Genomic DNA, 21,368 nt, shown 5'->3' with positions numbered 1-21,368 from the left:
CAACCACAAGATAATTGCGTCACACTGTGGAGAAAGAAATGGCTCGTCTGGCGGCATTTGATATGGATGGCACCCTTTTAATGCCAAATCATCTGTTAGGGGATGAAACGCTCTCTACGCTGGCACGTCTTCGCGAACGCGATATTACGCTGACATTTGCGACCGGTCGCCACGTGCTGGAGATGCGCCATATTCTCGGCACCTTCTCTCTGGATGCCTTTCTGATCACCGGTAACGGGACGCGCATTCATTCCCTTGAAGGGGATGTTCTGCATCGCCGGGATTTGACGCCTGACGTCGCGGAGATCGTATTGCGCCGGGAGTGGGACACGCAGGCCAGCATGCATATCTTCAATGATAATGGCTGGTTCACCGGACAAGAGATCCCGGAAATGTTACAGGCGCACGTCTACAGCGGATTTCGCTATCAGATAGTGGATATTGCGTATTTTCCTGTCGATCGGGTCACCAAAATTTGCTTCTGCGGTGCTCATGACGATCTTACTCGTTTGCAGATTCAGTTAACGGAAGCGTTAGGCGAACGGGCGCATCTCTGTTTTTCTGCGGTGGAGTGCCTCGAAGTCTTACCGGTGGGCTGTAACAAAGGTTCCGCCCTGGCAGTGCTCAGTAACCACTTAGGATTATCAATGGCTGAGTGCATGGCGTTTGGCGACGCCATGAACGACAGAGAAATGCTGAGTGACGTCGGACGTGGTCTGATCATGGGAAATGCCATGCCGCAGCTTATTGCAGAACTGCCTCATTTACCGGTGATTGGACACTGTCGCAATCAGGCCGTCTCACACTTTTTGACACATTGGCTGGACAATCCGCATCTACCTTATTCCCCCGAATGAGAGATCCCTTCCAGCACCGGACGCAAGTCCGGTTTTTTTATTCTGCTTAACGGACGTTCAGCAACTCCGCGATCTCTGCTTGCCAGGGCGTTAAATCACCTATCTGCGCATTGACCCATTGCGGATTGTAATAGGTATCCAGATAGCGTTCGCCGCTGTCGCACAGCAGCGTGACCAGCGAACCTGTTTCGCCGGACTCGCGCATCCGCGCAGCGAGTTGCAGCGTTCCCCACACGTTGGTGCCAGTGGATGCGCCAACCTTACGACCCAGCTGCGTCTCCAGCCAGTGCGCGGTGGCGACGCTGGCGGCATCCGGCACTCGCAGCATCTCGTCCACCACGTCCGCCACGAAAGAGGGTTCCACACGCGGGCGGCCGATACCTTCGATCTTACTGCCCACCGGGCTGCGCAATGTGGCGTCACGTCCCTGCCAGTAGGGGAGAAAGACTGAGTTTTCCGGATCAACAACCATCAGCCTGGTATCGTAGCCCTGGCAGCGGATATAGCGACCAATGGTTGCTGAGGTCCCGCCGGTCCCTGCGCTCATGACGATGTGCTTCGGCACCGGATTTGGCTCGCATTGCATCTGGCGGAAGATACTGTCGGCAATATTATTGTTCCCGCGCCAGTCGGTGGCGCGTTCGGCGAAGGTGAACTGATCCATATAGTGACCGTCCAGCTCGCGCGCCAGCGTTTCAGAAGCGGCATAAATTTCGCTGGCGCTTTCGACAAAGTGGCAGCGCCCGCCGTAAAACGCAATTTGTTCTATTTTGCGTTTTGCTGTGCAGGAAGGCATGACGGCAATAAACGGCAGTCCCAGCAGACGCGCAAAATAAGCCTCGGAGACCGCCGTTGAACCGGATGATGATTCAATGATGGTAGTGCCTTCTTTAATCCAGCCGTTACATAACCCATAGAGAAACAGTGAGCGCGCCAGCCGATGCTTCAGGCTACCGGTGGGGTGAGTGCTTTCGTCTTTTAAATAAATTTGAATTCCCGGAAACGCGGGCAGAGGTAGCCGAATGAGGTGCGTATCAGCAGAACGCTGATAATCCGCGTTAATTTCATTGATAGCGTTTTTAACCCAGGAGCGATTCATCATTTATATCCGTTTGTCATTTTGTGCCTAGATTAGCGAAAAGCACGGAAAAAATTGTTGCCATTTGACCTTTAAAATAGAATGTATGGAGAAAAATCTTCTCTGAGGCAGCGATATGTTAGATAAAATTGACCGAAAACTGCTGGGTTTGCTGCAACAGGACTGTACCCTCTCTTTGCAGGCTCTGGCCGATGCCGTTAATCTGACCACCACGCCCTGCTGGAAACGGCTCAAACGGCTGGAAGATGATGGCATCCTCATCGGCAAAGTGGCGCTTTTGGATCCCGAAAAGCTGGGGCTGGGTTTGACCGCATTTGTGCTGATAAAAACACAGCATCACAGTAGTGAATGGTATTGCCGCTTCGTAACCGAAGTTAGCGGAATGCCGGAGGTGCTGGGATTCTGGCGTATGGCCGGTGAATACGACTATCTGATGCGGGTGCAGATCGCTGATATGAAACGGTATGACGACTTCTATAAACGCCTGGTGAACAGCGTTCCTGGTCTGTCAGACGTCACTTCGAGCTTTGCTATGGAACAGATTAAATACACAACTGCTCTGCCAATTGAATAACTCTCCCGGAGTGAACGACCGGAAAATCAAGTCAGGATATAACGCGTGCGATTATTTGCTCAATTAAGCTGGTATTTTCGCCGGGAGTGGCGTCGTTACCTCGGGGCGGTTGCCCTGCTTATCATCATCGCTATTCTTCAGCTCATTCCGCCAAAAGTGGTTGGTATTGTGGTGGATGGCGTCTCTGCGCAGCGTTTTACGGCTGAACGGGTGCTGATGTGGATTGGCACGATAGCCCTGATTGCCATCGTGGTCTATCTGCTGCGTTACGTCTGGCGCGTCCTCCTGTTCGGCGCGTCCTGGCAGCTTGCCGTGGAACTGCGGGAAGATTATTACCGTCAGCTGAGCCGCCAGCATCCCGAATTTTATCTGCGTCACCGTACCGGCGATCTGATGGCGCGGGCAACCAACGATGTCGATCGCGTGGTGTTTGCCGCCGGAGAAGGCGTGCTGACGCTGGTGGACTCGCTGGTGATGGGCTGCGCGGTATTGATTGTGATGTCTACGCAAATCAGCTGGCAGCTGACGCTGCTGGCGTTGTTGCCGATGCCGATTATGGCGCTGATGATTAAACGCTATGGCGATAGTCTGCACGATCGCTTCAAACTGGCGCAGGCGGCGTTCTCCAGCCTTAACGATCGAACCCAGGAGAGCCTGACCAGCATTCGCATGATTAAGGCGTTTGGTCTGGAAGATCGGCAGTCAGCGCTGTTTGCGGCAGACGCGGAAGATACCGGCAAGAAAAATATGCGTGTGGCGCGGATTGATGCCCGATTTGATCCGACGATTTACATCGCTATTGGCATGGCTAATCTGCTGGCTATTGGTGGCGGCAGCTGGATGGTGGTGCAGGGTTCGCTGACGCTTGGACAACTGACCAGCTTTATGATGTACCTCGGGCTGATGATTTGGCCTATGCTGGCGCTCGCCTGGATGTTCAACATCGTCGAGCGCGGCAGCGCCGCCTATAGCCGTATTCGTTCGATGCTTGCCGAAGCGCCGGTGGTGAGCGACGGCAGTGAACCCGTGCCGGAAGGCCGGGGGGCGCTGGCCGTGGCGATTCGTCAGTTCAGCTACCCGCAAACGACGCACCCGGCGCTGGAAAACGTCAACTTCCTGCTTAAACCCGGCCAGATGCTGGGCATTTGCGGCCCGACGGGGGCGGGTAAGAGTACCTTACTGTCCTTAATCCAGCGTCATTTCGATATCTCGCAAGGGGAAATCTGTTTTCATGACATCCCCCTGACGCGCTTACAGCTGGACAGCTGGCGCAGCCGTCTGGCCGTTGTCAGCCAGACGCCGTTCCTGTTCTCCGATACGGTGGCAAATAATATTGCGCTGGGCTGTCCGAATGCCACGCAGCAGGAAATTGAACATGTGTCGATGCTCGCCAGCGTTCATGACGATATTCTCCGTCTGCCGCAAGGCTATAACACTGAAGTCGGGGAGCGCGGCGTGATGCTCTCCGGCGGGCAAAAGCAGCGAATTTCTATTGCCAGAGCGCTGTTGCTGAATGCTGAAATCCTGATTCTGGATGACGCACTCTCAGCGGTGGATGGTCGGACTGAGCATCAGATCCTGCATAATCTGCGCCAGTGGGGAGAAGGGCGAACGGTGATTATCAGCGCGCACCGCTTATCCGCCCTGACGGAGGCAAACGAGACGATTGTGATGCAGCATGGGCACATTGCGCAGCGTGGCTGCCACGAAGCGCTGGTGCAGCAAACCGGCTGGTATCGCGATATGTATCGCTATCAACAGCTGGAAGCGGCGCTTAACGATGCGCCGGAAAGCAACGAGGAGGCGGAGGATGCGTAGTTTTGGGCAATTATGGCCGACGCTGAAACGCCTGCTGGCGTATGGTTCGCCCTGGCGTAAACCCCTGACGATTGCGGTGGTGATGCTGTGGGTGGCGGCTGCCGCAGAAGTGAGTGGCCCGCTGCTGATCGGTTACTTCATCGACAATATGGTGGCGAAAAACAATCTGCCGTTGGGGATCGTTGCCGGACTGGTGGCTGCTTACATTGGTTTGCAGGTACTGGCCGCAAGCCTGCACTATGCTCAGTCGCTACTGTTTAACCGCGCAGCCGTCGGCGTTGTACAACAGTTGCGTACCGATGTGATGGATGCCGCCCTGCGTCAGCCGCTCAGTGAATTTGACGTCCAGCCCGTCGGGCAACTCATCTCACGCGTTACCAACGACACGGAGGTGATCCGCGATCTGTACGTGACGGTCGTCGCGACAGTATTGCGCAGCGCGGCGCTGATTGGTGCGATGCTGGTGGCGATGTTCAGCCTCGACTGGCGTATGGCGCTGGTGGCGATTGCCATTTTCCCGGCGGTGCTGGCGGTGATGATAATTTATCAGCGTTACAGCACGCCAATTGTTCGCCGCGTACGCGCTTATCTGGCGGATATCAACGACGGTTTTAACGAAATCATCAACGGTATGAGCGTTATCCAACAGTTCCGTCAGCAGGCGCGCTTTGGTGAACGGATGGGAGAAGCCAGCCGTTCGCACTATATGGCGCGTATGCAGACGCTGCGCCTCGACGGCTTTTTACTCCGACCGCTGCTGAGCCTTTTCTCCGCGCTGATCCTCTGCGGCTTGTTGATGCTGTTCAGCTTTACGTCCAGCGGTACCATTGAGGTTGGCGTGCTGTACGCATTTATCAGCTATCTTGGCCGTCTTAATGAGCCGCTCATTGAGTTAACGACTCAGCAATCCATGCTGCAGCAGGCGGTTGTGGCGGGGGAGCGTGTCTTTGAGTTGATGGATGGCCCGCGACAAAATTATGGCCACGACGATCGCCCGCTGCGCTGCGGGAAGATTGACGTTGATGATGTCTCATTTGCCTATCGCGGTGACAACCTGGTGCTGCAAAATGTCAGCCTTTCCGTCCCTTCGCGCAGCTTTGTCGCCCTGGTCGGGCACACGGGTAGCGGAAAAAGTACCCTTGCCAGCTTGCTGATGGGTTATTACCCGCTGACGCAGGGCGAGATACGTCTTGACGATCGACCATTGGGCACGCTGAGTCATGACGCGCTGCGTCAGGGGGTGGCGATGGTGCAACAGGATCCGGTCGTGATGGCTGACACCTTTCTTGCTAACGTCACGCTGGGGCGTGATATCTCAGAAGCTCGCGTCTGGCAGGCGCTGGAAACCGTACAACTGGCGCAACTGGCACGTGGGATGAGCGAAGGGATTTATACACATTTGGGGGAGCAAGGGAATAATCTCTCCGTCGGGCAGAAGCAACTGCTGGCGCTGGCTCGCGTGCTGGTGGAGACGCCCCAGGTGCTGATTCTTGATGAAGCGACAGCGAGTATTGACTCTGGTACCGAGCAGGCGATCCAGCAGGCGCTGGCGGCCATTAGAGAGCACACCACGTTAGTCGTTATTGCGCACCGCTTATCGACGATTGTTGATGCCGACACCATTCTGGTGCTACATCGCGGTCAGGCCGTAGAGCGAGGGACTCATCAGCAACTCCTCGCTGCTCAGGGTCGCTACTGGCAAATGTATCAGCTGCAACTGGCTGGAGAAGAACTGGCCGCCAGTACGCGCGAGGAACCTCTCAGCGCCTGATGCACTCAGTTTGTGATGTGCCAGCCCCGTTGGTGCAAAAATGTAACGCACCGTGCACTGCCATGGTGCGTTTTTCTTTTCCTGTTTCGAATCTGACCCTCGCGACATTTCTGCATTCTGGTCTGGTGCCCTGAAAAACGGCATCAACCGACATATTTTCATTTCTGGCACACCCCTTGCAATATCCTCCGCGTAGCTGCAGCCATTACCGAATTCTGACTGGAGGGGAGTCTATGAAACTGGTTACCGTGGTAATCAAACCGTTCAAACTGGAAGACGTTCGTGAAGCACTGTCTTCAATAGGTATTCAGGGGTTGACCGTCACCGAAGTGAAAGGATTCGGGCGCCAGAAGGGCCATGCGGAGCTGTACCGGGGGGCGGAGTACAGCGTCAATTTCCTGCCGAAGGTGAAGATCGATGTCGCCATTGCGGATGACCAGCTTGAAGAGGTGGTCGATATTATCAGTAAGGCGGCTTACACCGGAAAGATTGGCGACGGCAAAATTTTCGTCGCTGAGTTGCAGCGCGTTATTCGTATTCGTACCGGCGAATCCGATGAAGCGGCGCTGTAAGACCTGCACACAGTAACAGGAAACGAAAAAATGAAGATAGCAACGATGAAAACGGTTTTTGCTTCACTGGTGCTGCTGCCGGGTCTGGCGACCGCCGCTCCCGCGGTGGCGGATAAAGCAGATAATGCCTTTATGATGATTTGTACTGCGCTGGTGTTATTTATGACTATTCCGGGCATCGCCCTGTTCTACGGCGGTCTGATCCGCGGGAAGAACGTTCTGTCGATGCTGACCCAGGTTACCGTCACTTTCGCGCTGGTCTGTATTCTGTGGGTGGTCTATGGCTATTCGCTGGCTTTTGGAGAAGGGAATAGCTTCTTTGGTAACTTCAACTGGGCCATGTTGAAAAACATCCCGCTTACAGCCGTAATGGGCAGTATCTACCAGTATATTCACGTTGCGTTTCAGGGCTCATTTGCCTGTATTACTGTTGGGTTAATTGTCGGCGCGCTGGCTGAGCGTATTCGCTTTTCAGCCGTGCTGATTTTTGTGGTGGTCTGGCTGACGCTTTCTTACGTGCCAATTGCTCACATGGTATGGGGCGGGGGGCTGCTGGCTTCGCACGGCGCGCTGGATTTTGCTGGTGGTACCGTGGTGCATATTAACGCGGCGATTGCGGGGCTGGTCGGGGCTTACCTGATTGGTAAACGCGTGGGCTTTGGTAAAGAGGCGTTTAAACCGCATAACCTGCCGATGGTCTTTACCGGTACCGCAATCCTCTATATCGGCTGGTTTGGCTTTAACGCCGGTTCAGCGGGAACCGCAAACGAAATCGCCGCGCTGGCCTTTGTGAATACGGTTGTGGCGACGGCAGCCGCTATTCTTGGGTGGATCTTCGGCGAATGGGCGCTGCGCGGGAAACCTTCATTATTAGGCGCCTGTTCCGGGGCGATTGCCGGGTTGGTTGGCGTGACGCCTGCGTGCGGCTACATCGGTGTTGGCGGTGCGCTGATTATCGGTGTGGTGGCCGGTCTGGCAGGATTGTGGGGGGTCACGATGCTCAAACGCCTGCTGCGGGTGGACGATCCTTGCGATGTCTTTGGCGTTCACGGCGTATGTGGGATTGTGGGCTGTATTATGACCGGGATCTTCGCGGCCAGTTCACTGGGCGGTGTGGGGTTTGCTGAAGGCGTAACGATGGGGCATCAGGTGCTGGTACAGCTGGAAAGTGTTGCTATCACCATTGTCTGGTCTGGCGTGGTGGCGTTTATCGGCTACAAACTGGCGGATCTGACGGTAGGTCTGCGCGTACCGGAAGAGCAGGAGCGTGAAGGGCTGGATGTGAACAGCCACGGCGAAAACGCCTACAACGCCTGATAACGATGTTACAGCGTCTTATCCAGCCTACGGATACATTTGCAGGCTGGATAAGCGAAGCGCCATCCGGCAAATTTTAGTTGTGGTTGCGCATGACGCCTTCTTGTACCGTAGAGGCGACTAACACGCCATCCTGAGTGTAAAACTCTCCACGGACAAAACCGCGCGCGCTGGAGGCGGAAGTGCTTTCCACGCTATACAGCAGCCACTCGTTCAAATTAAACGGCCGGTGGAACCACATCGAATGATCGATGGTGGCAATCTGGATCCCTTTTTCCAGAAAACCGATACCGTGAGGCTGCAAAGCGACTGGCAGGAAATTGAGATCGGAAGCGTAACCCAGCAAATACTGGTGAACGCGGAAATCATCCGGTATTGCCCCATTAGCCCGGATCCACACCTGACGAGTCGGTTCGGCGACATGTCCTTTTAACGGATTGTGGAACTCTACCGGGCGCACTTCCAGCGGGCGGTCACAAAGAAATTTATCTTTCAGAACGGGTGGCAACAGGTGTGCCAATGACCGGGCGATTTGCGTTTCAGAGGGTAACCCCTCCGGCGAAGGTACGGGTGGCATACTTTTTTGATGTTCAAAGCCCTCTTCCGGCGCCTGAAAGGAGGCGGTCATATAAAAGATAGGCTTTCCGTTCTGAATGGCCGCGACGCGGCGGGCGCTGAAGCTGTTACCGTCGCGCAACACTTCCACATCATAAATGATGGGTCTTTGGCTATCGCCGGGGCGCAGAAAATAGCTGTGAAATGAGTGTACCAGTCGTTCTTCTGGCACCGTCTCTTTGGCGGCATACAGCGCCTGGCCCACGACCTGTCCGCCAAATACCTGGCGTAACCCTAAGTCTTCACTTTGGCCCCGAAAGAGTCCTTCTTCAATTTTTTCCAGATTCAATAATGTCAGCAAATTATTCAGTGCCTGACTCATACGTGCTCTCCAGGTAACAACGGCGCCGAAGCGAGATAACACCATTATAACGCAATTTTTAAAGTGGTCCGATGGGTGCAATAGTCTGAAAACCTGACTAATTCCAGGCAGAAATAAGTGATATGTGCCACACTTATCTACGTTATGTTTTTGTTAACCACTCTTCCGGCGGGGGGAAAACCTGCTGGTGCATTGATAATAAGGAGAATTGAATGAAACTCGTGCACATGGTAAGTGGTTTAGCGGTTGCGGTTGCTTTGGCTGCCTGCGCAGATAAAAGCGCAGATATTCAGACGCCAGCGCCAAACCCTAACACATCAATTGCGGCTACACAGTCCACTATTCAGCAACCTAATGTCTCGGGTACCGTATGGATCCGTCAGAAGGTCGCATTGCCGCCAGATGCCGTGCTGACCGTGACGCTATCTGACGCATCTCTGGCGGATGCGCCATCTAAAGTACTGTCGCAAAAAGCAGTACGTACAGAAGGTAAACAGGCACCATTCAGCTTTGTCCTGCCGTTTAACCCGGCTGATATTAAGCCGAATGCGCGAATTCTGTTGAGTGCGGCTGTTACCGTTGATGATAAGCTGGTATTTATCACTGATACCGTGCAGCCTGTCATCAACCAGGGCGGAACCAAAGCCGACCTGACGCTGGTTCCGGTACAGCAAACGGCGGTACCTGTTCAGGCGAACGGGGGGGCAGCAACGACCGTCCCTTCAACGTCGCCGACTCAGGTAACCCCTTCGTCTGCGGTACCTGCACCGACGCAGTACTAAGTGTCCCTGGCCCTCTCTGTCCGGAGAGGGCTAATAAATCCAGCGATAACGCTGTAAATCGATGTGCCCACTTCCCGATACGACAATGCCTTCTGCCAGAAGCGCCTGACGCTGACGTTGCAGATCCGGGCCTGTTAATGAAATCACCCCGTGACGATTGACTACCCGATGCCAGGGCAGCGTACTGCCTTCCGGCAGCCGCTTCAACACGCCGCCAACCTGACGCGCTGCGCGCGGCGAACCTGCGAGTCTCGCGACGTCGCCATACGTAGTGACAAAACCTTCGGGGACAGAGGCAACAATTTGCCAGACGCGCTGTGGGAAAGTGTCTTGTATTTCCATTATTCATTCCTGCCGTAATTTTCCAGCATAATCCTGAATGCCTGGGGTGTGAAGTCGCATTGCGCAAGAAAACAGCATCCGATGTCAGATGGGTTGCAATTACTGGGTGCAGCAGTGATAATGCGCCTGCGCGTTGGTTAACAACGCTCTCAATGGGGGCTCTGTTGGTTCTCCCGCAACGCTACTCTGTTTACCAGGTCAGGTCCGGAAGGAAGCAGCCAAGGCAGATGACGCGTGTGCCGGGATGTAGCTGGCAGGGCCCCCACCCATTTGTGTCGTCCGATATCTCATCTTCATCCCTCTTTTCGTCATTGTCACTTTTTCGTCATTTTTTTGTCATAAAATGTTGGCAATGTGTTGTCGGGAAGTTATTTGCTTACTCTCATCTTAATCATGCTGCCTTTTACAAGGACTCTTTACAATGGCTACTGCGGTACTCAATGTCAAAATCGATGAGACACTGAAAGAAAAACTTCGTCATTATGCCGAAGTGAATAATGAGAACTTAAGTATTACGACAGAGAAACTGCTGCTTTGTGCGTTTGAAGCAGCTGAAGAGGCGGGAGTCTCGGCGGACGATGTTGATAGTCAGCACACGGAAGAGACCGCTGTTGAACCATTGACTCCTAAAGAAATCAAGGCGCTACGCAGATTGCTTAAGAAGAAAAAATGAAACAACAATCCCTTTCTAACGCCAGTAACTATGGCGAAGCGTGTGAGCTGTTACGTTCCGGGTATGTCAAACACGTACGCCTGAGCTGGAATGTGGGCAGTGATGAGTTCTTTCGTATCGCTTCAGACTGGTGCGACGCGGGTGCCAAAATAAAGAAAGATGGGGACAACTTTATCATTTCCCTGAAGGGCTTTCCGGTGCCGCGTCAGCAATGACCTCTGCTCCTCATTTAAACGCGGCACCGGGAGTGAATTGTTTAAATGATTTTGCGTATTTTTCCCGTGTTTGCCTGCAGATTTAGCGTCTGCCAGAGAGGTTGCAGCGTGGCAAACGCTGAACGTAGCGTCTCATCTGGCAGGGCAAAAGGCATTCGCAGGAACCGGTCAAATGCCCCTGCCAGACCAAAACGCGTTCCGGTGCCCAGCTGGATACCGGCACCTTCTGCACGTGTTGCGAACAGCGTAGCCAGCGCATCCGGCAACTCGACCCAAAACGATAACCCGCCCTCTGGCTGTGCGTAGCGCCAGTCAGGAAAGTGCGTACGCAACAGTGTATCGCATAGCGCTCGTCGTCCGGCCAGCTCCTCTCTGCGCCGGGGAAGAAAATCATGAGCATTTTCCAGCAGCCAGCCGGTGGCGAGCTGTTCCAGAACGGGAGAGCCGAGATCGAAGGTATCGCGGGTCTGGACCAGCGCGGCGATAGTACGTGAAGATGCCCGCACCCATCCCAGGCGTAAACCGCCCCAGAAGCTTTTTCCTGCGGAACCAAGCGTAATGACTGGCGCATCGCTGTTGTACGCCGCAAGAGGCAGCGGCGGCGGTGCGTCATACCACAGGTTGACCATGGTTTCGTCCACCACCAGTGTGGTATGCGTTCTGGCGGCAATATCGGCCACAGCCTGGCGAGTTGCGGCATCCATACAACGTCCGGTTGGATTGTGAAAATCCGGCATCAGATAAGCCATTCTCGGGGAGGTTTGCGCAATGGTGGCTGCCAGCCCGTCAGTGTCCCAGCCGTGTTCTGGCAGGGAGACGCCAATCGGACGACAGGACGCACCCTGAATAGCGGCGATAGCCAGCGGGTAGGTGGGATGATCGACAACAACGCGATCGCCGGGTCCGGTTAGCAATCGCAGGATCAAGGCCAGGCCGCTGACCGCGCCATTGACGACCATGATTTCGTCCGGCTGCGTTGGCAGCCCGCGCTCGCAATAGTGACGGGCGATAGATTCGCGTAACGATAAAAGCCCCTGCGGCAGATACCCTGAACTGAGCAGGTGTGGCGGCATGGCATAAAGCGCCTGTTGATAAGCCTGATGAATTTCAGGGCCAGCGCTGAGCGCGGCCGTTGAGAGATCTAACGCCATGATGGTTCCCATTTGCGTGGGAACGTTACGGATCTGTTCCGGCAGGATCACCCGCGATCCGCTGCCGTGACGACTTTCAAGATAACCCTCTTCACGCAGCTGCGCCATCGCACTGGCGACGGTCGTTCTGCTCACTTCCAGTACGGCGGCAAGTTCGCGTTCACCGGGCAGACGGCTATCAAGCGCCAGGCGGCCATCCAGAATCAGCAGGCGCAATGCCTCTGCAAGCTGACGCCATAACGGGGTACGCGAGGGGCTTTCTTGCCAGCGTCCCAGCAGACGCTGAAGAGATTGGCTTCCATAACGGCGAGATGACATAGCAGTCCACTTTTTGAAAACTGGACATTAATCATAGTGCCAATTGCGGTGAAGATGAAAGCCACTTGAATGGGGAGGTGGAATGATGTGGCGTCGTCTGGTTCAACTCTATATTGGCCTGACCCTTTATGGTCTTTCAACGGCAATGTTTGTTCGTGCAGATTTAGGGGCCGATCCGTGGAACGTGTTCCACCTTGGGCTGGCAAATCTGTTGTCGATGAAAATAGGTATTGTCATGATTGTGGTCGGCGCACTGGTATTGCTGCTCTGGATCCCTCTACGCCAACGTCCTGGGCTGGGTACGCTCAGCAATGTGATTGTGATTGGTCTTGCCGCGGATGCGGCGCTGGCAGTAATGCCTGAGGCTGAATCGTTAGCGGTACGCAGCATTCTGCTGGTTTCGGCGGTGATAGTGAACGCGTTGGCGACCAGTATGTATATCGGCGCGGGCTTTGGCGCTGGCCCGCGTGACGGTCTGATGACCGGCATTCACGCCCGTACCGGGTGGTCTGTACGAATTATCCGCACAGCAATTGAGCTGTCCGTTCTGCTGATCGGCTGGCTGCTGGGAGGCGCGCTGGGAGTGGGGACAGTGCTGTATGCACTGGCGATAGGCCCGCTGATTCAGGTCTGCTTGCCGTGGTTTCGCTACAGACCCAGGGCGCGGATTCAGGCGGCATGGTTGAACGATGGCGACTAAACTTAACCATGACTGACGCGGCTGGAATCGGCTTGTCGCGCAGTACGCTTCGGAGGTTTTCTCATGAAGTATATTGATGGTTTTGTTGTCGCCGTACCCGCCAAAAACAAGGAGGCCTATCTGGCAATGGCGGCAAAAGCCGCGCCGCTCTTTAAGGAGTTTGGTGCGCTACGCGTGGTTGAGTGCTGGGCCAGTGATGTTCCGGATGGCAAAGTGACAGATTTTCGCATGGCGGTAAAAGCGGAAGAGGGGGAGGAGGTGGTATTTAGCTGGATCGAATACCCTTCGAAAGAGGTCCGCGATACCGCGAATCAGAAGATGATGTCTGATCCACGGATGAAAGAGTTTGCCGAATCGATGCCCTTTGATGGCAAGCGCATGATTTATGGCGGATTCGCGCCAATACTCGACGAGTAGCAGAAGTGAAGGCTGTGCGGCGTGCCGCCAGCCTCATAAACGCTTTTCCGCCCACAGGATAAACTCTGCTTTTGGCAGCGCTTTACTGTATAACCACCCCTGACCATATTGCACACCGTGCCGTCGTAGCCAGTCCGCCTGATTTTCGGTTTCGATCCCTTCTGCCACCATTTCCAGCTTTAGCGTTTTCGCCAGCTCAATAATATGCGGCGTCACATTTTTGTACTCCAGCGCATCGACAAAAGATTTATCGATTTTCAGGATATTGACGTCCAGGTTTTGTAAATAGCTGAGGCTGGAGTAGCCGGTACCAAAATCATCGATAAAGATTGAATGCCCTGCGTTACGGTAACGGGTGATAATCGGGGCGCTGGTTTTCGGATCGGCAAATCCACGTTCTGTCAGTTCCAGCGCAATTTGTGAGGGGGCTATCTGGTAGCGATTAAGCAACTGACTCAACAGTTCAGGCAGTCTCTCAGACATCAGATCGCTGGCCTCCAGGTTGATGGAAATATGTAGCTCCGGATGCTGATGAAGCCATTTGCCCATATCTTCAAAGACGTTTTCGATAATTAGCCGGGTGAGCGGTTCGGTCAGTCCGGTCTGCTGTGCCAGAGTGATAAAAATATCCGGTGAGAGGTCGCTGCCATCGCTTTGCGGCCAGCGGGCCAGCGCCTCGGCCCCCACCACTTTTCCCGTGCTGAGCGACACAATTGGCTGATAGTGCACTTTGATATCACGATGCTGGATCGCGTCCTGCAAACGGTGATGCGGCGACTGTAGGCGGCGTAAAATCCGCAAAATAAAGGCTGCAACCAGCAGGCCAAACATAAGCCCTGCGGGAAGCCAGATGAGAACCTGCCGCTGCCAGCTTTTATGCAGTGGGAGGGTTGAAGCCCAACTCACAATGGTGATGTTCATTTCCGGAAACGAGCGGAAATTGTAGATAACATCGTGAAATTCCAGCTGCTGAGGACGTACAGTGGCGCGTTCAATGATGGGCAAAATGTCTGTCGGTGGATGACCGTTACTGGAAATCATCGCATGGTGCATTTGACCGACGATCGCACTATCGATACGCCACCCGCTGAAAGGTATGACATCAAGAAATGACTCCGGGTCGATCATAACAATATAGTGCTCACTGCCAATAGCGACCATTGAGCGCCTGAACCCCAGATCGTTTTGCGTGGTCAGCCAGACACGATATCCCTCATCCGTGACGGTAGTTGGTTCCGGAAAGGGGACGGTGGCGCTTTTTTGTTCCAGCGATGAACACAAGGGAACGTTGTTGTCGAGATATAACACTTCCTGGATATAGCGAAAGCTGTACGAAACCTGGCGCATCTTAAGTAAGTGATTGCTACCACACGGCGTACCCTGAAAAGTTTCTGCCTGTTTCAATGCCTGTTTGCCCTGGGTGGCGACTTTGTCGGCGCGCACCGCAACGCGTGAGGCATATGTATCCAGCTCTTCAATAAATGACTTTTCAACCTGGCGGTGTGCAAGCCAAATGCTTAATCCCACGGGGACAAGCACGGACAGAATGAGTACCCCCGTCACCAGGCTGATCAAATGTCGTGTCGTCACGGAAATATCCTTATTAACACAGTGTATGGGAAGTATATCCGATCGCGTTATTTTATGGCGTTTTGCCTGGCTGTAAGATAAAACCCATACACTATGCGTGGTTGAAGTCTGGATTATATCGGCGTACATTATTGTTATGTTATAACATAATAAGTGAGGCTGTTATGAAACCGAATATTCATCCTGCTTACCGTACCGTCGTCTTTCATGACACCAGTGCGAATGAATACTTTAAGGTGGGGTCAACCATCAAAACGGAACGTGAAATCGATCTGGACGGCGTGACGTACCCATATGTCACTCTTGAAGTCTCTTCAAAATCGCATCCGTATTACACCGGTAAGCAGAAGATTTTCGACAATGAGGGGAGCGCGGCACGTTTCCAGAAGCGTTTTGGTCACTTTATTGGTACTAAGCGAGGATAAGATGCAGGTCCTGAATTCTCTTCGTAGTGCAAAACAGCGCCACCCGGACTGCCATATTGTAAAACGCAAAGGGCGCTTGTATGTCATCTGTAAAACGAATCCGCGTTTTAAAGCGGTACAGGGACGAAAAAAACGACGCTAATATCTTCACTCTGATTCAGGGGGCCAAAGCGTATCCGGTGACGGGTACGCTTTTTATGCATAAGAGTCAGGCCTGTGCTTCCGTACGCGCCAGCGTAAAGATATCGTAAAACGAGAGTTCGCCTTTGCGGATAAGCATTTTCTCTAATTGCGCTTTCTGGGAGCCATTTACGCGTGGAGAATGCAGAATGGTATTAATCAGGGTTTGGGGTACAAAACGTGTGTTATACCATTCACCGTTGTAGCAGACTCTGAAATCAAGTACGTCGATATCTTCATAACGGTATCGCGGGGCAACGTCGAAAAAGAAAAAACCGTTTAGCAATATGAACAGCACCACCAGCAGCCAGACAGAATCAACCAGCGTTTCTGACTGAAGCATGACTGCCAGGGTGGCAAACCACGCCAGATACATCCCAACAAACAATCCCGGATGCTTGCGGATAAAACTGATGCTGAAGCGTGGCCGATTGTCGCGCTTCTCGCGAACGTTCAGGTCATCGATTGTTTCGGTAAGCAGGCGTTGTATTTCGGTCATCTTGTATCTTCGTGGTCTCTGTCACTTCTCCGGAATCCCTTATTTTAAAAGGGCAATTGTTATGAGAAAAGTAACAGATTAACCGTAATTTATCATAACAGTTACATTTAGACCGGAAGATATTTGAGGATCCGCGCTGGATTCCCGCCTACAACTACGTTCGCCGGGACGCTTTTCGTAACGACAGCGCCTGAAGCAACAACCACGTTATCACCAATTGTTACGCCTGGATTAATGACGGCGCGTCCGCCTATCCACACATTATTTCCGATAGTGACGGGTTTACCCAGCTCAACGCCGCTGTTACGCTCATTGGCATCCAGAGGATGTGTGGCAGTATAAATATGTACGCCTGGCGCAAGCATACAGTTGTCGCCGATATGAATGTGGCAGACGTCCAGCATTACACAGTCGAAGTTAGCGTAAAATTCATTGCCAAGATAAATGTTATAACCATAATCGCAGCGAAAGGATGGCTCAATGTAAGCCCCATTCGCTTTCCCCAGCAGTTCGTTCAGAATAGCCTGGCGTTCGGCTTTTTCATTGGGGGCTGTGTGGTTGTATTGATGTATTAACTGGCGAGCCTGTAGTCTTTCGCTGCGTAACGTCTCGTCTGCCGGGCGATACCGTTCGCCCGCTATCATTTTCTGCTTTTCTTCACTCATCATGCACTCTCATTTATGCTCACCTGATTGTGACCATACCTTAAAGCGCAATACAGAACCGGGGAACGTTCCCTTTCTCTTCACGTGAGCAATATCACGCGATGATATGTTTGACGTATCGACCAGAACAAAATGGTCTGTCAGACATCGCGTTTGTATTCCTTGCGAGTGACGTAATAAATTAACGAATGAATTTCCACACGGAGGAGGGGATCTTGTCGTAAAGCTTATTCATGGTCAACTCGGCAAGGCGGTGATCCGCTGCTGAGTAAAATACAGCCAGTTCATTGTCAGATAATTCATATTTATTTTTCTCAATAACACGTTCGAGCGTGTCAATTGTCTGACAGCGTCGCAAACGCATCAAATAATCAGTTTTAGTTAATGGTTTATCGGACATAAATCTTACCTATGATTGTAATAATTTTTAACAAGACAAACTAACAGGATTTGCCCTGGTGGCATTGACAAAACTACGGAACAGTCGGTTCCCCGATTTACGCCATTTTTGCAGATCCTGCGCATTAATGCCATAACTGCTGAACAACATAAAGGTGTCGTCCAGATATTCATCGATCTGTTCAATCAGCTTATTGTCCTCATTATACTTAATCTTATAATTAAGTGCGAAGGTTGCAATATGCTCTATCAGTTCGTTGAGTTGAAGATTGATCGTCGAGGTTGGGTCGTTTACCCAGCCATGATTGCTTTCTTCAAGGTTTGCAAGACAGTCATGATACAACGTTTCGCATAAAAATTTAAGCTGCGCGATATCATGTCGTTTGGGTGAGTATTCGTCCATAACGCATCCCCTTCTTCGAGGTTTAAACTAACCGAACACCTTTCGGGATGGGTACAACTATCTGACCTGGAACTTGCTCTCTACTCCTGATGATTTAACTATAATCTACTCTAAAAAAGATTTCACCGCCATATTACGAAAAATTACAATTAACCGGAAAGCGCTATTGTGTGGCAAATTTCTAAGCCTGACAGGTTAATGATGATGTCTGAATTAGGACATGTTCTTTATTGTTTATGTAATTCATTAAGTTATCCGTCATGTGCATCGCCGGTCTGCTTCCTGACTAAACGGTAAGACAAATCAGCCAGGAATAATCTTAATGTTTCTTAATTAACAGAAAAATAAAAGCAGTCAATCTGCTGGAATAGCCTTTGGTGAATTGTGGATTATAACGTTTATTTACTATTTGAAAAATAAACGTACTAACAATAAGTAATTTTTATGATTTTATCGGGAAAAAAGGCCGCTTGCGCGGCCTTATGAAGGAGAGGGGATCAGTGATGATCTACCGGGTGGGTATGCTCAATATCTTCGCTCTTACGGCTGAAGCGACGGCGAACCACCACAAAGAACACCGGAACGAAGAAGATTGCCAGAACCGTTGCGGTGACCATCCCACCCATTACGCCAGTACCAACGGCGTTCTGCGCGCCGGAGCCTGCGCCGGAGCTGATTACCAGAGGCATAACGCCCAGGATAAACGCCAGAGACGTCATCAGAATCGGACGTAAACGCATACGAACCGCTTCCAGCGTAGCTTCCACCAGGCCTTTACCTTCCTTATCCATAAGATCTTTGGCGAATTCTACGATAAGTATCGCGTTCTTCGCCGACAACCCAATGGTTGTAAGCAGGCCCACCTGGAAGTAAACGTCATTGGTCAGGCCACGGAAGGTCGCCGCCAGCAGCGCGCCGATAACCCCAAGCGGAACAACCAGCATAACGGAGAACGGAATCGACCAGCTCTCATACAGCGCCGCCAGACACAGGAAGACGACGATTAATGAAATAGCATAAAGAGCAGGAGCCTGGTTGCCGGACAATCGTTCCTGATAGGACATACCGGTCCAGTCATAGCCAATGCCGGATGGCAGCTTGCTGGCCAGTTCTTCCATCATTGCCATCGCCTCACCGGTACTCTTACCCGGTGCAGCCTGTCCTAAAATTTCCATTGAAGGCAGACCATTATAGCGTTCCAGACGAGGCGAACCGTATTCCCAGCGCGAGGATGAGAAGGCAGAGAACGGAACCATCTGACCATCGCTTCCGCGAACGTACCAGTTGCCAATGTCTTCAGGCAGCATGCGATATTTCGCTTCTGACATAACGTAAACTTTCTTCACACGACCGCGATCGATGAAGTCGTTAACGTAACTCCCCCCCCAGGCAGCACCCAGAGTTGTATTAATATCGCTAATGGAAACGCCTAACGCCTGCGCTTTTTCCTGGTCGATATCAATCTTGAACTGTGGTGTGTCTTCCAGGCCATTTGGACGAACCCCCACTAACAGATCGGAGTGTTTCGCAACTTCCCCGAAGAGCTGGTTGCGCGCTTGCATGAGTTTGTCATGACCGAGGTTAGCCTGATCAATCAACTGGAAGTCAAAACCGGTAGCGGTACCCAGTTCAACAATCGCTGGCAGGTTAAAGGCAAAGACCATTGCATCTTTGATCGAAGCAAAGTGTGCGCTCGCACGTCCTGCAATTGCGGGAACTTTATTTTCCTCTCCTGGACGATCTTCCCAGTTTTTAAGAGAGACAAAGGCAAGACCCGTGTTTTGACCACGACCAGAGAATCCAAAGCCGTTAACGGTAAACACAGAGTTTACGTTTGCTTTTTCATCTTTCAGATAATAGTCAGTAACCTCATCAAGTACTTTTTGCGTACGTGCCTGGGTTGCGCCAGCCGGAAGCTGCGCCATCGTCAGGAATACCCCCTGATCCTCATCTGGCAAGAAGGAACTGGGCAGACGAACAAACAGGAAAGCCATGCCGACAACAATGATCAGGTAAAGCAGCAGGTAACGTCCTGTGCTGCGCAGAATGTTACCTACGCTGTCGGTGTAGTGGTGCGTGCTCTTATCGAACATGCGGTTAAACCAACCGAAGAACCCTTTCTTGCCTTCCCCATGGTCACCTTTAGCAACCGGCTTAAGCATGGTGGCGCAAAGAGCAGGAGTCAGGATCATCGCAACCAGAACAGAAAGCACCATTGCCGAAACGATGGTAATAGAGAACTGGCGATAGATGGCCCCGGTTGAACCGCCAAAGAAAGCCATCGGAATAAATACCGCCGACAATACCATCGCGATCCCGACCAGTGCTCCCTGGATTTGCCCCATCGATTTTCGCGTTGCTTCTTTCGGCGGTAATCCCTCTTCAACCATGACACGTTCGACGTTCTCAACAACAACGATGGCATCATCGACCAGGAGGCCTATCGCGAGAACCATACCAAACATGGTTAACGTATTTATTGAGAAACCAAATGCCGAGAGTATGGCAAATGTTCCTAACAGTACGACCGGAACGGCGATTGTAGGAATCAGCGTCGCACGGAAGTTTTGCAGGAACAGGTACATAACGATAAATACCAGCACGATAGCTTCAACAAGTGTTTTCACCACTTCGTTAATAGAAATTTTAACAAAAGGTGTTGTATCGTACGGGTAAACGACTTTCAGACCATGCGGGAAGAAAGGCTCCAGTTTTGCAATTGTCGCGCGTACTGCATTCGCCGTATCCAGCGCGTTTGCGCCTGTTGCCAGTTTGATCCCCAGACCGGATGCCGGCTGACCATTGAATTTCGCGATGACATCGTAGTTCTCGCCACCGAGTTCAACACGCGCTACATCACGCAGGCGAACCTGTGAGCCATCCTGGTTCACTTTCAGCAGAATTTTGCCAAACTCTTCGGCTGAGGTCAGGCGCGTTTGAGCAATAATAGACGCGTTAAGCTGCTGGCCTTTTACCGGCGGCGTACCGCCTAACTGACCGGCAGCAACCTGGGCGTTTTGCGCTTTGATTGCAGTAATAACGTCTACCGGCGTCAGCTGGTATTTATTCAGCTCAGTCGGATCCATCCAGATACGCATCGCATATTGTGCGCCAAACAGCTGCACATCACCCACGCCGCTGGTACGGCTGACAGGATCTTTTATAGTCGCGCCAACGTAGTCCGCAATATCTTCCTGTGTCATGGAGCCATCAGTACTGATCATCCCCATAACCATCAGGAAGCTGCTGGAGGATTTCTCAACGCTCACACCCTGTTGCTGTACTTCTTGCGGCAGCAACGGCATTGCCAGCTGCAGTTTGTTCTGCACCTGAACCTGCGCGATATCCGCATCCGTACCAGAATCAAAGGTGATCGTAATCTGAACCGTACCTGAGGAATCACTGGTAGAGGACATATAGAGCAAGTTATCGATACCGTTCATATTCTGTTCGATAACCTGCGTTACGGTATCCTGAACCGTTTTCGCATCAGCACCTGGGTAGGCCGCAGAGATCGTAATCGCTGGTGGGGCAATCGTTGGATATTGCGCCACCGGCAATTTGAGGATCGCGAGGCCCCCTGCCAGCATGATGATGATGGCGATGACCCATGCAAAAATAGGGCGATCGATAAAAAACTTAGCCATGTCTTAACGGCTCCTGT

The 21,368-nt window shown here is 52.3% G+C and carries 22 protein-coding genes, 1 other RNA gene and 1 pseudogene; 14 read left to right on the top strand and 10 right to left on the bottom strand.

Annotation, left to right across the window (positions count from 1 at the left end):
* Positions 1–38 precede the first annotated feature (38 nt).
* A complete protein-coding gene (gene cof / locus C3432_RS10880) occupies positions 39–857 on the top strand; it encodes an HMP-PP phosphatase (RefSeq protein WP_103776603.1) in 819 nt (272 codons plus the stop codon).
* Between the two features lie 46 nt (positions 858–903).
* Here the strand turns inward: cof and C3432_RS10875 are convergent, their stop codons facing one another.
* On the bottom strand, positions 904–1,959 hold the full coding sequence (locus C3432_RS10875) for a PLP-dependent cysteine synthase family protein (RefSeq protein ID WP_103776602.1): 1,056 nt from the start codon (positions 1,957–1,959) through the stop codon (positions 904–906).
* A gap of 112 nt (positions 1,960–2,071) precedes the next feature.
* On the opposite strand from C3432_RS10875, the gene decR reads away from it, so the two are divergent.
* From decR to amtB, 5 genes are all read left to right on the top strand, one after another.
* A complete protein-coding gene (decR, locus tag C3432_RS10870) occupies positions 2,072–2,530 on the top strand; it encodes a DNA-binding transcriptional regulator DecR (RefSeq protein ID WP_103776601.1) in 459 nt (152 codons plus the stop codon).
* 45 nt (positions 2,531–2,575) lie between these two features.
* Complete coding sequence (locus C3432_RS10865; protein WP_103776600.1) at positions 2,576–4,348, top strand: SmdA family multidrug ABC transporter permease/ATP-binding protein; 1,773 nt, start codon at positions 2,576–2,578, stop codon at positions 4,346–4,348.
* Positions 4,341–6,119, top strand: a complete 1,779-nt coding sequence (locus C3432_RS10860; RefSeq protein WP_103776599.1) for a SmdB family multidrug efflux ABC transporter permease/ATP-binding protein — start codon at positions 4,341–4,343, stop codon at positions 6,117–6,119. Before C3432_RS10865 ends, C3432_RS10860 begins: the two co-directional genes overlap by 8 nt.
* Before the next feature lie 233 nt (positions 6,120–6,352).
* Positions 6,353–6,691 (top strand): P-II family nitrogen regulator, encoded by a 339-nt coding sequence (glnK, locus tag C3432_RS10855; RefSeq protein WP_103776598.1) that lies wholly within the window; start codon positions 6,353–6,355, stop codon positions 6,689–6,691.
* A 30-nt stretch (positions 6,692–6,721) separates the two neighbouring features.
* Positions 6,722–8,008 carry an ammonium transporter AmtB gene (gene amtB, locus C3432_RS10850; RefSeq protein WP_103776597.1) on the top strand — a complete coding sequence of 429 codons (1,287 nt, stop codon included), beginning with the start codon at positions 6,722–6,724 and terminating at the stop codon, positions 8,006–8,008.
* A 76-nt stretch (positions 8,009–8,084) separates the two neighbouring features.
* Here the strand turns inward: amtB and tesB are convergent, their stop codons facing one another.
* Positions 8,085–8,945, bottom strand: coding sequence for an acyl-CoA thioesterase II (tesB, locus tag C3432_RS10845; RefSeq protein ID WP_103776596.1), 861 nt, complete (start codon positions 8,943–8,945; stop codon positions 8,085–8,087).
* Positions 8,946–9,157: 212 nt separating this feature from the next.
* Between tesB and C3432_RS10840 the strand changes: the two genes are divergently transcribed.
* Positions 9,158–9,727, top strand: a complete 570-nt coding sequence (locus C3432_RS10840) for a YbaY family lipoprotein (RefSeq protein WP_103776595.1) — start codon at positions 9,158–9,160, stop codon at positions 9,725–9,727.
* Positions 9,728–9,757: 30 nt separating this feature from the next.
* On the opposite strand, the pseudogene C3432_RS10835 reads toward C3432_RS10840, so the two are convergent.
* A pseudogene (locus C3432_RS10835) lies at positions 9,758–10,147 on the bottom strand (MGMT family protein).
* Between the two features lie 84 nt (positions 10,148–10,231).
* Here C3432_RS10835 and ffs point away from each other — a divergent pair.
* The 3 genes from ffs (at position 10,232) to C3432_RS10820 (ending at position 10,957) form a co-directional block, all read left to right on the top strand.
* Positions 10,232–10,328, top strand: an RNA gene (ffs, locus tag C3432_RS10830) — signal recognition particle sRNA small type.
* A 162-nt stretch (positions 10,329–10,490) separates the two neighbouring features.
* Complete coding sequence (locus C3432_RS10825; RefSeq protein WP_103776593.1) at positions 10,491–10,742, top strand: hypothetical protein; 252 nt, start codon at positions 10,491–10,493, stop codon at positions 10,740–10,742.
* Positions 10,739–10,957, top strand: coding sequence for a hypothetical protein (locus C3432_RS10820; protein ID WP_103776592.1), 219 nt, complete (start codon positions 10,739–10,741; stop codon positions 10,955–10,957). Before C3432_RS10825 ends, C3432_RS10820 begins: the two co-directional genes overlap by 4 nt.
* Before the next feature lie 41 nt (positions 10,958–10,998).
* Here C3432_RS10820 and yczR read toward each other — a convergent pair whose 3' ends face one another.
* Positions 10,999–12,426: a MocR-like transcription factor YczR gene (gene yczR / locus C3432_RS10815; RefSeq protein ID WP_103776591.1), complete on the bottom strand. Its 1,428-nt coding sequence runs from the start codon at positions 12,424–12,426 to the stop codon at positions 10,999–11,001.
* Between the two features lie 85 nt (positions 12,427–12,511).
* Here yczR and yczE point away from each other — a divergent pair, with 85 nt between their 5' ends.
* On the top strand, positions 12,512–13,126 hold the full coding sequence (gene yczE, locus C3432_RS10810; RefSeq protein WP_103776958.1) for a membrane protein YczE: 615 nt from the start codon (positions 12,512–12,514) through the stop codon (positions 13,124–13,126).
* A 63-nt stretch (positions 13,127–13,189) separates the two neighbouring features.
* Positions 13,190–13,543: a DUF1428 domain-containing protein gene (locus C3432_RS10805; RefSeq protein WP_103776590.1), complete on the top strand. Its 354-nt coding sequence runs from the start codon at positions 13,190–13,192 to the stop codon at positions 13,541–13,543.
* A 33-nt stretch (positions 13,544–13,576) separates the two neighbouring features.
* Here the strand turns inward: C3432_RS10805 and C3432_RS10800 are convergent, their stop codons facing one another.
* Positions 13,577–15,133 (bottom strand): EAL domain-containing protein, encoded by a 1,557-nt coding sequence (locus C3432_RS10800; RefSeq protein ID WP_103776589.1) that lies wholly within the window; start codon positions 15,131–15,133, stop codon positions 13,577–13,579.
* A 164-nt stretch (positions 15,134–15,297) separates the two neighbouring features.
* Between C3432_RS10800 and C3432_RS10795 the strand changes: the two genes are divergently transcribed.
* Together C3432_RS10795 and ykgO are read left to right on the top strand one after the other, a co-directional pair.
* On the top strand, positions 15,298–15,558 hold the full coding sequence (locus C3432_RS10795) for a type B 50S ribosomal protein L31 (protein WP_103776588.1): 261 nt from the start codon (positions 15,298–15,300) through the stop codon (positions 15,556–15,558).
* A gap of 1 nt (position 15,559) precedes the next feature.
* Positions 15,560–15,700, top strand: a complete 141-nt coding sequence (ykgO, locus tag C3432_RS10790) for a type B 50S ribosomal protein L36 (RefSeq protein ID WP_103776587.1) — start codon at positions 15,560–15,562, stop codon at positions 15,698–15,700.
* Positions 15,701–15,766: 66 nt separating this feature from the next.
* Here ykgO and C3432_RS10785 read toward each other — a convergent pair whose 3' ends face one another.
* From C3432_RS10785 to acrB, 5 genes are all read right to left on the bottom strand, one after another.
* Entirely contained in the window at positions 15,767–16,237 is a 471-nt protein-coding gene (locus tag C3432_RS10785; RefSeq protein WP_103776586.1) for a YlaC family protein, read from the bottom strand.
* Between the two features lie 107 nt (positions 16,238–16,344).
* Positions 16,345–16,902 carry a maltose O-acetyltransferase gene (gene maa, locus C3432_RS10780; protein ID WP_103776585.1) on the bottom strand — a complete coding sequence of 186 codons (558 nt, stop codon included), beginning with the start codon at positions 16,900–16,902 and terminating at the stop codon, positions 16,345–16,347.
* A 181-nt stretch (positions 16,903–17,083) separates the two neighbouring features.
* Positions 17,084–17,302, bottom strand: a complete 219-nt coding sequence (locus C3432_RS10775) for an HHA domain-containing protein (RefSeq protein ID WP_001280991.1) — start codon at positions 17,300–17,302, stop codon at positions 17,084–17,086.
* Positions 17,303–17,329: 27 nt separating this feature from the next.
* Positions 17,330–17,704 carry an Hha toxicity modulator TomB gene (gene tomB / locus C3432_RS10770; RefSeq protein WP_103776584.1) on the bottom strand — a complete coding sequence of 125 codons (375 nt, stop codon included), beginning with the start codon at positions 17,702–17,704 and terminating at the stop codon, positions 17,330–17,332.
* Between the two features lie 497 nt (positions 17,705–18,201).
* A complete protein-coding gene (gene acrB / locus C3432_RS10765) occupies positions 18,202–21,351 on the bottom strand; it encodes a multidrug efflux RND transporter permease subunit AcrB (protein ID WP_103776583.1) in 3,150 nt (1,049 codons plus the stop codon).
* Positions 21,352–21,368: the final 17 nt, after the last annotated feature.

Origin of the sequence: Citrobacter amalonaticus (assembly GCF_002918555.1) — a bacterium.
GTDB lineage: Bacteria > Pseudomonadota > Gammaproteobacteria > Enterobacterales > Enterobacteriaceae > Citrobacter_C > Citrobacter_C amalonaticus_A.
Note: the sequence above shows the minus strand (reverse complement) of the source record. Positions and strands in the feature narration are given on the sequence as shown.